This is a genomic window from Bradyrhizobium sp. DN3 (genome assembly GCF_041357655.1).
Classification (GTDB): domain Bacteria; phylum Pseudomonadota; class Alphaproteobacteria; order Rhizobiales; family Xanthobacteraceae; genus Bradyrhizobium.
Window position 1 is genome coordinate 356,369 of sequence record NZ_JAULLN010000001.1, and the last position, 13,193, is coordinate 369,561.

The window sequence follows — 13,193 nt, forward strand, 5'->3', positions numbered from 1 at the left end:
ACCACGTCAATTAATCGACCGGATCAAATCCTTGATCTTCTCGGCATGCGGGCCGAGCTCTTTGGCGAGCTTGTCGAGATTGGGATCGGCGATCGCAGTAAAGCTCTTCTTGTCGACGTCCTGGACGAGCTTGACGCCCATCTTCTTCAGCTTCTCAGCCGTGGTTCGCTCAAGCTCGAACGCTTTCGCCGGCTCCTTGGTGCTGATCTCGTTGGCCGCCGTCTGCACCCACCCCTTCTGCTCGGCCGACAGGCTCTGCCAGAGCTTGTCGGAGACGAACACCAGCGCGTTGTTGGCCTCGTGCTCGGTGATGTTGAGTACGGGCGCGACCTCGTAATGCTTGTTGACGAGGTAGACATTGATGCTGTTCTCGGCGGCGTCGACCACGCCGGTTTGCAAGCTTGTGTAGACGCTGCCGAACGGCATGTGCACGGTCTGGGCGCCATAGGCGGGGAACATGGTGTCCTCGGTCGCGGTCGCCTGCACCCGGACCTTCAGGTTCTTGACGTCGCCGACGTTGTGGATCTCTTTCTTGGAGTACATATGGCGCACGCCCTGCGATCCGGTCGCGATGACGTGCAGGCCCTGCGTGGTCTCATCGATCATGGCCCTGAGTGCTTCGAACACGCGGGGATCGGCCAACCCCTTGATCACGTGCTTCTCGTCGCGGAACAAATAATGCAGCGACATCACACCGGCCTGCGGCGAGATCGTCGCGGTGTTGGCCGAGGAGATGATCGAGAACTCGACGTCTCCGGCCTTCACGAGCTGGAGCACCTGCGGCTCCTGCCCGAGCTGGGCGCCCGGATACTGGTCGATGATCATGGTGCCTTTGCTCAATTCCTTGAGCTTCTCGGCAAAGAGGTCGCCCGCGATGGAATAGCCGGTGTTGCGGGGCTGGTCATAGGCGAAGCGATAGTGCTTCACCTCCTGTGCCCCGGCCCCCGTGACGAACAGCACGGCGGCCATGGCCGCCAACCCATGTAAGAATCTTGGCATGGATCGCGCAATCATCGTTTCCCCCCTGTTTTATCGCCCGCCGCTTGTGCGGTCTGAGCGCTCGTTCGAGTCTTGATCAGCCCTTCTCGGTCTTCTTCCCAGTCCCTTGCATGAAATCGAAGTCGCAGCCCTCGTCGGCTTGCATGATGGTCTCGTTGAACAGCCAGGCGTAGCCGCGCCTGGCCTCCTCGGGCGCTGCGGCCGGCTTCAACGTGGCGCGCCGCCGCTCCAGCTCGGCCGCATCGACCAGCAGCTCGATGCTGCGCTTGGCCACATCGAGGCGGATCATGTCGCCGTTCTGCACCAGCGCGAGCGGCCCGCCGACGGCGGATTCCGGTGTGATGTGCAGCACGATGGTGCCGAACGCGGTGCCGCTCATGCGCGCATCCGAAATGCGCACCATGTCCTTGGTGCCGCCGCGCGCCAGCTTCTTCGGGATCGGCAGATAGCCTGCCTCGGGCATGCCCGGCGCGCCCTTCGGGCCGGCATTGCGCAACACCAGCACGTCGTCGGAATTCACGTCGAGATCGGGATCGTCGACCCGCAGGGTCATATCCTCGACGGATTCGAACACCACCGCACGCCCGGTATGCTGCAGCAGTTTTGGACTCGCGGCCGACTGCTTGATCACCGCACCGCGCGGCGCGAGATTGCCATGCAGGACGGCAAGGCCGCCTTCCGTCTTGATCGGATTGTCGCGTGGACGGATCGCGTCCTGGCCGGGCACGTCCTCTGCATTCGCCGCGATATCGCGCAGCGTCTGGCCGGTGATGGTCCTGGCGTCGAGGTCGACGAGATCACCGAGCTGCGCCAGCAATTTCGGCACGCCACCGGCGTGATGGAAATGCTCCATGTAATGTTCGCCGGACGGCTTGAGATCGACCAGCACCGGCACCTCGCGGCCGATCTGGTCGAACACTTCGAGATCGAGCCGGTGCGGCGAGCGATGCGCCATCGCGGTCAGATGGATCAGGCCGTTGGTCGAGCCGCCGATCGCCTGAAGCACGACCTGCGCATTCCTGAAGGACGCCGGCGTCAACAGTTCGCTCGGCTTCGGTCCCTTGGTCTTCGCCATCTCGGCGGCAACCTTGCCGCTCGCCTCCGCCAGACGGAAACGCTCGGCATGCGGCGCCGGGATCGTCGCGCTCATCGGCAGTGACAGGCCCATCGCCTCGATCATGCAGGCCATGGTCGAAGCCGTGCCCATCACCATGCAGGTGCCGACCGACGGCGCGAGGCGCCCGTTCACCGCCTCGATCTCGGCATCGTCCATGTCGCCGGCGCGATATTTTGCCCACAGCCGGCGGCAGTCGGTGCAGGCGCCCAGCACTTCACCCCTGTGATGGCCGACCACCATGGGGCCGACCGGAATGACCACCGTCGGCAAATCAGCGCTGATCGCCGCCATCACCTGCGCCGGCAGCGTCTTGTCGCAGCCGCCGATCACGATGACCGCATCCATCGGCTGGGCGCGGATCATCTCCTCGGTGTCCATCGCCATCAGATTGCGTAGGTACATCGAGGTCGGATGCGCAAAGCTCTCGGCAATCGAGATAGTGGGGAACACGAATGGCATGGCGCCCGACAGCATCACGCCGCGCTTGGCGGCTTCGATGATCTGCGGGACGTTGCCGTGGCAGGGATTGTAGTCGCTATAGGTGTTGGTGATGCCGACGATCGGGCGCTCCAGCGCGTCGTCGGAATAGCCCATGGCCTTGATGAACGCCTTGCGCAGGAACAGCGAGAAGCCGGCATCGCCATAGCTCGTCAGACCCTTGCGCAAACCACTCGTCATCGTGCCACTCCATTCACCTTGCCATTGTGGTACAGGCTGCCCCTCGATTGTCAATAAGATTGGCCAATATTGTCGCACTTTCTGGCTTTTCGCATCGCTTGCGGCACAAATTATTGACAATCCAGGCTTCCCCTGCTCCACAGGACGAACCGGCCAACCGCCGGGAGGCTGAGGGCATGTCCGACATTCGCACTGCAGACAGCATGCCGGTCCGGCGCGACGATCCGGACGACGTCGTCGCTCGCCTGGAAGAGGACATCATCTTCGGCCGCCTCGCACCGGGCGCACGCCTCACCGAGGACGCGCTGATGTCGCGCTACGGCACCTCCAGGCACTTCGTGCGTCAGGCGCTGGTGGATGCCGAGCGGCGCGGCATCGTCCGCCGCGAGAAGAACGTCGGCGCCACCGTAAGGTTCTACTCGGCGGAGGAAGTCCGGCAGATCTACGAGGTGCGGGAGATGCTGACGCGGCAGGCCGCGCTGATGATCTCCCTGCCCGCGCCGCAAGCCCTGATCGACGAACTGTCCGCGCTGCAACGGCAATATTGCGCGAAGGCGGATGTGCAGGATCTGCGCGGCATTCACGAAGCCAATGACGCCTTCCACCTTGCGCTGTTCTCGGCCTGCGGCAATCCGTATCTGGTGCGCTCACTCCAGGACTACATGAACCTGACGCTGCCGATGCGCGCAAAGAATCTCGCCGACCGCGACGGTCTTGCACAATCGCGGCGCCAGCACGAGCTGATGATCGAGCTCTTGAAGGGCCGCGACAGCTGGGCGCTGGCGCAGCTGTGTGTCGATCACATGCAATTCAGCAAGTCGGATTATCTCAAGCGCATCGCTGAGGATAAGGCCGGGCTCTAGGTGGGGGCTTCCCGCCACGAAACGAGCCTTATTCGCTCCCCGGAACGTCGCAAGCCCCGGCGCGTTGGAAGGCTCGAGCGAGCTTCATTCGCCCGTCATGCTTTGGACGTGGCCGGGTGACGATCGATCAGCATGTCGGCCCAAGGGAGGGCCGGCTATTTGAACAATGAGGGTCTGCGGAGCGATGCGGGCCGGTTTGTTCATCGCGTTGATTGCAGCGGCCTGGCTCGGCGGACAGGTCCAGGAGTCCCTCGCACAAAAGCGGCTGCCCGCGTCTGCGAGTGAAACCGGGAAAGCTCTGCGAAAAGAAAGCACCCCGCGGAAGGAAACGGGACGATCTGCGGACCCGTATACGGTGGGATTCGTAACCGGTACACCGCAATGCACTGAATTCGCGATCGCTCAGGACATTGCAACCACGCTCGCCGGCGGCCAAGAGACCGGCCCTCGTGGCGAGGTCGCCTTGCGGGTCCTGCCCATCGTGGGAAACGGCGGTATCCGCAACGTCCTTGATGTGCTCACCCTCGCAGGTGCCGACGTGGCGATCGCGCCCGTCGTCCTGGTTGACCGGCTCCGGGAGACAAGGACCTTCGGAGATATCTCTGACAAGCTGACCTACATTGCCCCGCTCCATATCGAAGAGTTCCATCTTCTCGCGCGGCTGGAGATCAGAAGTCTGTCGGAGCTGTCGGGAAAGAAGGTCAATCTCGGGGACGACGGCAGTGCCGGCGCCATCCTCGGCCGCGAAGTGTTGAACCGTCTGGGCGTCAAGGTCAGCGAGTCGAACTTGGGACCGGAGGCCGCGCTGGATGGTCTGAGGAAGGGAGATCTCTCCGCCGCTCTGTTGGTCTCAGGAAAACCGGTCAACTTCCTGACGCAGGTCTCGCAGCTCGATGATATTCACCTCCTGCCCATCCCCTACTCCAAAGAGCTGCTGCAACAAGACTATCTACCATCGACGCTTCGCCATCAGGACTACCCGAACATCATCGCGGCCGAAGCAAGTGTCGACACGATCGCGATCAAATCCGCTCTCTTCGCCTACAACTGGCCAAGCGGCAACGAGCGATTTCGGTTGCTGGAATTCTTCGTCCAGACATTGTTCGCGCGCTTTCCCGAATTTCTCGGCGACGCACATCACCCCAAATGGCGCGAGGTGAACCTGGCCGCGCTGCTCCCGGGATGGCAACGATTCCGACCGGCAGAGCGCTGGCTCCAGCAGCAATCCGGGGGCGAGGCCGCGCTTCGCAAAGCGTTCGGCCGGTTCCTCGAGGGAAAGCCAACCGCCAATCCGCGAGACCGCGAAGAATTGTTCCGGGACTTCCTGCGCTGGCGAGAACGCAATCCGGACAAGTGAGCAAAACTTGGCAGGCAAATCCCGGGGAGGTGTCGATGCGCAACGCGCTTATGAAGGCAGCCCTGGTTGCGTTGCTCGCCTTGATCGCCGACGTGAGGCGTCCTGCCGCCCAATTTGCTCCCTTCTTTCCGCCAGCGCCGCAGACGCTCGCGCCAGCCACCGCGCCGCCGGCCGCCCAGGTCGAGCAAACCAGGACAGCCCCTCACCGAGGCAGCAAGGCGCACAGGAAGCACGAAGAGAAGCCCGAAGTCGTTCGTCGGCCGCCAAATAAGCGGAAGGTCGCCGAAAAAAACGGATACAAGCGGGTCAGCGATCTCGTGAACTTCCCGAAATTCTTTCCGGGTCTCGGCGTCATCTTCGTCAAACCCGACACTTTGCCGCTGGGGCCGTTCCTGTGCTTCGATCGCAGGGATCGATTGGTGGCGACCGTGTACATGGTCCCGAACAAGGACATCGACGATCACAAGTCATTGGAGGGGGCTGGGTCCGCGGCACCAGTTGATCATGTCAGCCTATACTTCAACGCGGGTCACCCCGGCGTGGATGTACCGCATTACCATGTGGTGCTGTGGCATGTGACCAAGAAGCAGGAAGCGCGCGTTGCAAAATGACGTGCGACAGCTCGTGCGATCGCACGGGCGGTCGCTGACGATCTGCGCGCGGCGCTCGCGGACATGCGGTGATCGACGACAATTGCCCGGCTTGAGCCGCAAGCCGGGCGCTTGCCCGGCCGCAGCAATTGTCAGGAATTGACGAGAGCACACCCGCGCGCTTCGCGTCGCGCAATCATCCGGCCGGCGCCTTGAAATCGTATGAGATGCGCCCAGCTGGCAGATAGAACAGTGCAATGACCGCGCCGCCCCTGACTTCAGGATAGTGCCTGCTACCTGGATCAGGCGCCGTCCAGCCGGCTCCCTGCCAACCCTGTAATCCCCTCAACTCCGCGCCCTTGTTCAAGGGCACCACAAGGTTGAGCTCGCCGTAGGGATGGCCGTGATATTGTCCCCGCAACACGTCGTGATCGTCCTCGTCCTTGAAGCGGCGCGGATCGGCGCTGTTCATGTACACAGCAGTGATGCTGAACTGGAACGTGTCGGCCGTCGGCTCCAGGATGCGGCTGCGCCGGTAGTTTGGGCCGTCCACCTCCTGGTTTGCGGCCCATCCTTCCTCGACCCCAACCTTGATCAGGCGAGCGAGATCCTGATAGAGCGCGCTCTCTTCCCCATATGTCTCGTTGAGCCAACGCTCCATCTCAGCTCCTGGAGTCATGTCCTTGACCTCCCGAAGAAACGGAATGCTGCACTGGATCAGTTCTTCTCGGCTTTGCATCGTGATCTCCTCTTCGACCAACCTTCAATCTTCGAAACCAAGGAACGTCGCGAACTCATCGATGTCCGCCCGAGGCATCAATCTGTCCTGCCCCTGAAGCTTGGCCTTGCCGACCGAGATGCCGCACACCACCATCTGCTCCGCCGGAATCGACAGCAGCGGGCGCAACACCCGGTGGTATTTTGCGAACGTTTCTTGCGGGCACGATTGAAGCCCGTGTCCTGCCGCCGCGAGCATTATGTTCTGCACGAACATGCCGAGGTCGAGCCAGCTACCGACTTCCAGGCGACGGTCGATGGTCACGATCAATCCCACGGGCGCGCCGAAGAATGTGTAGTTCTTCGCGGTCTGTCTGCTCCTCCCCTCGGAATCGGCTTGATGAATGCCGAGCGAGCCATAGAACAGTCGGCCGAATTCCTGCCGCCGTTTGAGATACAGACCGGGTAAATCGCTGGCGTAGTATTTGTACTCTGAGACGTGTTCGTCACGAGAGGTCTCGTGCGCCTCCAGCAGCGCCGCCGACACCTTGCCCTTGACCTCGCCTGTCAGCACGTAGACGTGCCAGGGCTGGATGTTCGCACCGCTGGGCGCGAATCGCGCGACACGGAGGATATGCTCGATCGTTCGTCGGGCGACGGGAGCGTTGCAGAACTCGCGGCATGCAAACCGGCCGGTCAGGATCGCGTCGATCGGGCTCGGCGCCACGACACGCGCCTCATCTCCAGCCATCACGGCTTCTTCAGGAGCGGACATCCTCCGTCCTCCATCGGCCTGAAGGCCTCTTCTCCGGGAATGGTCGCGAGCAGCTCATAGTAGTCGAACTTATGTTTCGATTCCTGCGGTGACTTGACCCGGAACAGATACATGTCCCGGATCAATCTGCCGTCTTGGCGGATCCGGCCATTCTTCGTCATGAAATCATTCACCGGCATCTCGCGCATCTTGGCGGCAACGGCAGGTCCATCGAGCGTGCCCGCCGCTTCGGCCGCCTTGAGATAGTGCATCACCGCGCCGTAAGTGCCGGCATGGATCATGGTCGGGACCTTCTGGGTCTTCTCGATGAAGCGCTTCGCCCATGCACGCGTGTCGTCGTTCATATCCCAGTAGAATGCCGAGCTGAGCATCAAGCCTTGAGCACTCTGCAATCCCAGACTGTGAATGTCCGCGATGAAAACGATCAGACCGGCAAGCTTTTGCCCGCGCGTGATCCCGAACTCGCCGGCCTGCTTGACCGCGTTGATGAAATCACCGCCAGCATCGGCCAGTGCGATCACATCCGCCTTCGAAGATTGCGCTTGCAGCAGGAAGGAGGAGAAGTCCGGCGTGTTGATCGGATGCTTGACCGCGCCCACGACCTTGCCACCGGTCGCGCCGATGACCCGGCGGCTATCGGCCTCGAGCTGTGCGCCGAGCGAATAATCAGCGGAGAGGAAGAACCAAGTCTTTGCGCCAAGGCGCGCGATCGCTTTGGTTGTGCCCTGCGACAAAGCAAAGGTATCGTAGGTCCAGTGAATGCCGGTCAGCGAGCATTCGTCGCCGGTGAGACGCGAAGTGGCGGCGCCAGTGGCGAGAAACAGCTTCTTCTTGTCACGGGCAATGCCTTGTACAGCCAACGCGACGGCCGAATTGGGGACATCGAGAATCACCTCGACACCCTCGTTCTCGATCCAGCGCCGTACAATCACCGATCCTACGTCAGCCTTGTTCTGGTGGTCGCCGGCAATGATCTGGACGGGACGCCCCAAAACCCTGCCCTTGAAATCGTCAACGGCCATTTGCGCCGCGACCACTGACCCTTGCCCGCCATTGTCGGCATAAAGCGAGGACATGTCGGTCAGCACCCCGAGCTTGACCGGTGCATCCTCGGCAATCGCGGCGGTCGTGAGCATCAGCGAAATCAACGTCGCAACGACCGTCTTGCCGGTACCTGTCGTCGCGGTCGATCTCATGGCTCACCTCCTCCGAACACAGCGACTGAACAATGCTGGAATCGGTCTCTTGCGGAAGTGAAACTCTTGCAGATTGATCCTGAACCGCCTTCAGTTTGCTCGGGCGCGCCGCTCAAGGCTTGGTTCGGTCGTTTGCGTCGGTTGCATCTGCGACGCCCCTGACCTTAACTGGCCGTCGTCGCGGCGCGCCGTCAGCCATCAACTGGATCCTCATCGTGTCGGTTTCATTCAAGACATTGGACTTGAACCTGCTCAAGGTGTTCGACGCCGTCATGGAGGAAAGGAGCGTATTGCGCGCCAGCCAGAAAGTCGCGCTCAGCCAGTCCGCCGTAAGCCACTCGCTCGCCCGGCTTCGCGAGATGCTGGAAGACGAACTGTTCGTGCGCACGGCCGCGGGCATGCAACCGACGGCGCGGGCCTTGACGATGGCCCCCCAAATTCGCGAGGCGCTACGCGTGCTCGAGGCAGCTGTGGAACTGCCGACCTTCGTTCCTGCGACGTCAACCAAGCAGTTTACGCTGGCTGCCAATGACTTCGCCACGATGGTGCTGGCGTCGCCTCTCTTGAAGATACTCGGGCGCGAGGCGCCCCACATTGACCTGACGATCAAGCCGGTCACGCGGATCGACCTTGCCGAGCAGATCGACCTCGGTCGCATCGACGTTGCGATCGGCGTCTTCTCGCTCCCGCCGAGTCGTTTCCGCACGTCGCTGCTATTCGAATATGACGACGTGCTGATTGTCGGCAAAAAGCGCAAGCTTGGCCGGCTGGACAAGGCGATGCTTGCACGGCTGCCGCTGGTGGTGGTCTCCTTCGGTGGAGAGCAGGAGGGCGCGATCGGCGGCTTCATCTCCGAGCGCGGCCTGGCGCGGCGCTCGGAGATGTACGACCGCGATGCGCTCGAGCGGGCACTCGCCGAGAGCGACCGGCCGCCACGAATGGCGGTGTCATTGCCGCATTTTCTCGCCGTCCCCGGGCTGCTTCGGGATTCCGAACTGGCGGCCATCGTTCCGCGCCCGCTTGCGCAAGCACTGGAACAAAACTATCCGATCGCGACGTACGAGCTTCCCTACACGGCGACTCCGCTGGAGGTCCGGCTGCTATGGCACGAGCGTGTCGACGGCGAGCCCTCGCACGAATGGCTCCATGACGTCCTTAGACGCGCTGCCGAGAACCTCAGACGCGGAGGCTAGGACGGCGAGCTTACGGAAGTACTGAACAAGATTATCAACATCCCTACCGCTTATTCCAGTCGATGATGCGGCTCGCATCACCGTCGAACTCGCTGCTGCAGAAGGCGCCGCCCTGATAGTGGTCGCCGATCGGATCGGGCTTGAGCTTGGCCTGCTCGGCCATGGCGTGCGCCACATGATCCTCGGAGCGGCCGGTGGGGCGGTAGCCGAACTCGTAGGCGCGATGGTTGTCCCACCAGGCGCGCTCGTTCAGGGACACGCCGTAGAAGATCTCGAAATGGATGTCGGGATGCTCGAGACCGATCCGGCAGAGCTGCACGAGGTCGTCGGGCTTGAGCCAGATCGCGAGCCGGCGCTGGTCGAGCGGCATGTCGCCGAAATTGCCGATGCGCAGGCAAGTCACCTTCAGCCCATGCTTGTCGGCGTAGAGCGCGCCGACGGCCTCGCCGAACACCTTGCTGACGCCATAGCGGCCGTCGGGGCGCGGGGTGACGTCGGTGCCGATCTTGTGGTGGCGCGGGTAGAAGCCGACGGCGTGGTTCGACGAGGCGAACACCACGCGCTTGACGCCCTTGCGGTACGCGGCCTCGAACAGATTGTAGCAGCCGATGATGTTGGCCTGAAGGATGTCGTCCCAGGGGCCTTCGACCGAATAGCCGCCGAAATGGATGATACCGTCGACGCCCTCGCAGATCGCCTCGACCTGCGCCATGTCGGACAGGTCCGCCGCTTTGAACTGCTCGTCGGGGCCGAGATCGGCCGGCTTGCGGATGTCGCTCAGCAGCAGGTCCGGATAGATCGGAGGCAGCAGTTTCCGCAGGCGCGTTCCAATTCCGCCCGAAGCTCCCGTCATCAAGATGCGCGGCATGTCTTTCCTCATAAGTAGCGACCGATTTGCGGCCGTAGATATCTGATGCTAGCAGACTTGCACAGAGGGAACGCAACAACGAGACTGCACATGAACGATGCATCGTCCCACACCCAAGAACGGCCGCAAGGCTGGCGGCCGGCGACCTATTACCCCGATCCGGCGATACGTGCACTCGATCCCCGCTTCGAAAAATACTGGCTGAAGCTTTCGGCGGTGGAGCGACTCGCGACCGGCCTGCGCTGGGCCGAGGGGCCGGTGTGGTTCGGCGACGGGCGCTATCTGCTGTGCAGCGACATCCCGAACCAGCGCATCATCAAGTGGGAGGAGGAAACCGGCGCCGTCAGCGTGTTCCGAAAACCCTCGAATTTCGCCAACGGCAACACCAGGGATCGTCAGGGCCGGCTCGTCACCTGCGAGCATGGCGGCCGCCGCGTGGTGCGCACCGAGTATGACGGCAGCATCACCGTGCTGATGGATCAATTCAACGGCAAGAGGTTGAACTCACCGAACGATGTCGTTGTTAAATCGGACGGCTCGATCTGGTTCACCGATCCGACCTTCGGCCTGCTCGGCAATTACGAGGGCTACAAGGCCGAGCCCGAGATCGAGCCGAACGTCTACCGGCTCGATCCCGCGACCGGCAAGGCGACGATCGTCGCAGAAGGCGTGTTAGGGCCGAACGGGCTGTGCTTCTCGCCGGACGAGAAGATTCTGTACGTCGTGGAATCGCGCGGTCAACCGAACCGAAAGATCCTCGCCTATGATGTCTCGGCGGACGGCACCACGATCTCGGGCAAGCGCGTCCACATCGATGCAGGTCCCGGCACGCCTGATGGCATGCGCTGCGACATCGACGGCAATCTCTGGTGCGGCTGGGGCATGGGCGATCCCGAGCTCGACGGCGTCGTCGTGTTCGCGCCCGACGGCGTCATGATCGGCCGCATCGCGCTGCCCGAGCGCTGCGCCAATCTCTGCTTCGGCGGCGTCAAGCGCAACCGCCTGTTCATGGCAGCGAGCCAGTCGATCTACGCGCTGTATGTGAATACGCAAGGCGCGGTTGGGGGATGATCGCTCCACAAGCGACCGTCTCGTAGGGTGGGCAAAGCGACTTGTCCGCCGTAGCTCGAAGAGCGAAGGCGGAAGCGTGCCCACCAGTTCTCGCTCGGCTCGCGATGGTGGGCACGTCGCGCGAAGAGCGCGCCTTTGCCCACCCTACGGCAGCTTGCTCGCAATGACGGCGGAGCAAAACAAAAAACGCCGGAGCGGTTTCCCGCCCCGGCGTCGCGTTCATTCACACGATAAAGCTTACGCCGCGTTGAAGCCGGCGACGGCCTTCACTTCGAGGAAGTCCTCGAGGCCGTACTTGCCCCACTCACGGCCGTTGCCGGACTGCTTGTAGCCGCCGAACGGCGCGGTGCGGTCGTTGGGCACGCCCTGGAGGTTGACGTTGCCGGCGCGGATCTGGCGAGCAACGCGCTTGGCGCTTTCCACCGTGTCGGCCGAGACGTAACCGGCAAGACCATACGGCGTGTCGTTGGCGATCTTCACCGCGTCGGCTTCGTCCTTGGCGCCGATGATGGTCAGCACCGGTCCGAAGATCTCTTCACGGGCGATCGTCATGTCGGGGGTGACGTCGGCGAAGATGGTCGGGCGGACATAGAAGCCCTTGTTGACGCCCTCGGGCAGGCCCGGGCCGCCGGCGACGAGCGTTGCGCCCTCGTCGATGCCCTTCTTGATCAGCCCCTGGATCTTGTCCCACTGGCCGCGGTTGACGACCGGGCCGATGGTGGTGCCTTCGGCGCGGGGATCACCGGCCTTGGTCTTGTCGGCGACGGCCTTCGCGATCGCGGCGACTTCCTTCATCTTCGAGGCCGGCACGATCATGCGCGAGGGCGCGTTGCAGGACTGGCCGGAGTTGTTGAACATGTGCATCACGCCGCCGGTCACCGCCTTCGTGAGGTCGGCGCCTTCGAGGATGACGTTCGGCGACTTGCCGCCGAGCTCCTGGCTGACGCGCTTCACGGTCGGAGCCGCGCGCTTGGCCACGTCGATGCCGGCGCGGGTCGAGCCGGTGAAGGAGATCATGTCGATATCGGGGTGCTCGCTCATGGCGGCGCCGACCTCGGGGCCGAGGCCGTTGACGAGATTGAACACGCCCTTCGGCACGCCGGCCTCATGGAGGATTTCCGCGAAGATCAGCGCCGAGGTCGGCGTGAACTCCGATGGCTTCAGGATCATGGTGCAGCCGGCGGCGAGCGCGGGCGCGACCTTGCAGGCGATCTGGTTGAGCGGCCAGTTCCAGGGCGTGATCATGCCGACCACCCCGATCGGCTCGCGCAGCACCATGGCGGTGCCAACCGGCTCCTCGAAATGATAGTTCTTGAGCACGTCGAGCGTGGTCATGAGATGGCCGAGGCCGGCGCCGGCCTGGAGCTTCTCCGCCATCGGCAGCGGCGCGCCCATCTCATCGGAGACGGCAGCGCCGATCTCCTTGAGCCGGCCCTTGTAGATCTCGATGATCTTGGAGAACAGCGCGACGCGCTCCTCGCGGCTGGTCTGGGAGAACGTCGCGAAGGCGCGCTTGGCGGCGGCCACGGCCTTGTCCACGTCGGCCTTGGAGCCCAACGCAACCTCGTACATCGCCTCTTCCGTCGCCGGATTGACCACGGCGGTGGACTTCTTGACGGCGGGATCGACCCAGGCGCCGTCGATGTAGAATTGCATGCGATTGACCATCGTTAACCTCTTCTTGGGGGCTTGGAGGGGGCGTTTCGGCAGGCATCCTTGCACGAAAGCGCCAGCAATTGAACCCGCCATATGCGGGGCCAGCGTTGCGG

12 protein-coding genes are annotated in these 13,193 nt (G+C 62.9%); 5 read left to right on the forward strand and 7 right to left on the reverse strand.

The window, feature by feature from the left end; all coding sequences use genetic code 11:
* Positions 1-6: 6 nt before the first annotated feature.
* The gene (locus AAE027_RS01560; RefSeq protein WP_370985084.1) at positions 7-1,014 is read right to left on the reverse strand and encodes a TRAP transporter substrate-binding protein; all 1,008 of its coding nucleotides are present in this window, start codon (positions 1,012-1,014) and stop codon (positions 7-9) included.
* A 61-nt stretch (positions 1,015-1,075) separates the two neighbouring features.
* Positions 1,076-2,794 (reverse strand): IlvD/Edd family dehydratase, encoded by a 1,719-nt coding sequence (locus tag AAE027_RS01565; protein WP_370985083.1) that lies wholly within the window; start codon positions 2,792-2,794, stop codon positions 1,076-1,078.
* Positions 2,795-2,970: 176 nt separating this feature from the next.
* Here AAE027_RS01565 and AAE027_RS01570 point away from each other — a divergent pair, with 176 nt between their 5' ends.
* The 3 genes from AAE027_RS01570 (at position 2,971) to AAE027_RS01580 (ending at position 5,625) form a co-directional block, all read left to right on the forward strand.
* Positions 2,971-3,657 carry a GntR family transcriptional regulator gene (locus AAE027_RS01570; protein ID WP_370985082.1) on the forward strand — a complete coding sequence of 229 codons (687 nt, stop codon included), beginning with the start codon at positions 2,971-2,973 and terminating at the stop codon, positions 3,655-3,657.
* Between the two features lie 184 nt (positions 3,658-3,841).
* Positions 3,842-5,014, forward strand: coding sequence for a TAXI family TRAP transporter solute-binding subunit (locus AAE027_RS01575; protein ID WP_370985081.1), 1,173 nt, complete (start codon positions 3,842-3,844; stop codon positions 5,012-5,014).
* Positions 5,015-5,049: 35 nt separating this feature from the next.
* Positions 5,050-5,625: a hypothetical protein gene (locus tag AAE027_RS01580; RefSeq protein ID WP_370985080.1), complete on the forward strand. Its 576-nt coding sequence runs from the start codon at positions 5,050-5,052 to the stop codon at positions 5,623-5,625.
* Positions 5,626-5,800: 175 nt separating this feature from the next.
* On the opposite strand, the gene AAE027_RS01585 is transcribed toward AAE027_RS01580, so the two are convergent.
* Genes AAE027_RS01585 through AAE027_RS01595 form a run of 3 tightly spaced genes read right to left on the reverse strand, consistent with a single transcriptional unit; the run spans position 5,801 to position 8,292 of the window.
* Positions 5,801-6,343 (reverse strand): 4-hydroxylaminobenzoate lyase, encoded by a 543-nt coding sequence (locus AAE027_RS01585; RefSeq protein WP_128937504.1) that lies wholly within the window; start codon positions 6,341-6,343, stop codon positions 5,801-5,803.
* 24 nt (positions 6,344-6,367) lie between these two features.
* Positions 6,368-7,096, reverse strand: a complete 729-nt coding sequence (locus AAE027_RS01590; protein WP_370985079.1) for a nitroreductase — start codon at positions 7,094-7,096, stop codon at positions 6,368-6,370.
* Positions 7,072-8,292 carry an ABC transporter substrate-binding protein gene (locus tag AAE027_RS01595; RefSeq protein ID WP_370985078.1) on the reverse strand — a complete coding sequence of 407 codons (1,221 nt, stop codon included), beginning with the start codon at positions 8,290-8,292 and terminating at the stop codon, positions 7,072-7,074. The genes AAE027_RS01590 and AAE027_RS01595 overlap by 25 nt, the downstream gene beginning before the upstream one ends.
* Positions 8,293-8,534: 242 nt before the next feature.
* Here AAE027_RS01595 and AAE027_RS01600 point away from each other — a divergent pair, with 242 nt between their 5' ends.
* Positions 8,535-9,485 (forward strand): LysR family transcriptional regulator, encoded by a 951-nt coding sequence (locus tag AAE027_RS01600; protein ID WP_370985077.1) that lies wholly within the window; start codon positions 8,535-8,537, stop codon positions 9,483-9,485.
* Positions 9,486-9,528: 43 nt separating this feature from the next.
* Here AAE027_RS01600 and AAE027_RS01605 read toward each other — a convergent pair whose 3' ends face one another.
* The gene (locus tag AAE027_RS01605) at positions 9,529-10,353 is read right to left on the reverse strand and encodes an NAD-dependent epimerase/dehydratase family protein (protein ID WP_370985076.1); all 825 of its coding nucleotides are present in this window, start codon (positions 10,351-10,353) and stop codon (positions 9,529-9,531) included.
* Between the two features lie 90 nt (positions 10,354-10,443).
* Between AAE027_RS01605 and AAE027_RS01610 the strand changes: the two genes are divergently transcribed.
* Positions 10,444-11,424 carry an SMP-30/gluconolactonase/LRE family protein gene (locus AAE027_RS01610; RefSeq protein WP_370985075.1) on the forward strand — a complete coding sequence of 327 codons (981 nt, stop codon included), beginning with the start codon at positions 10,444-10,446 and terminating at the stop codon, positions 11,422-11,424.
* Between the two features lie 237 nt (positions 11,425-11,661).
* Here the strand turns inward: AAE027_RS01610 and AAE027_RS01615 are convergent, their stop codons facing one another.
* Complete coding sequence (locus AAE027_RS01615; protein ID WP_370985074.1) at positions 11,662-13,092, reverse strand: aldehyde dehydrogenase family protein; 1,431 nt, start codon at positions 13,090-13,092, stop codon at positions 11,662-11,664.
* Between the last annotated feature and the right edge of the window lie 101 nt (positions 13,093-13,193).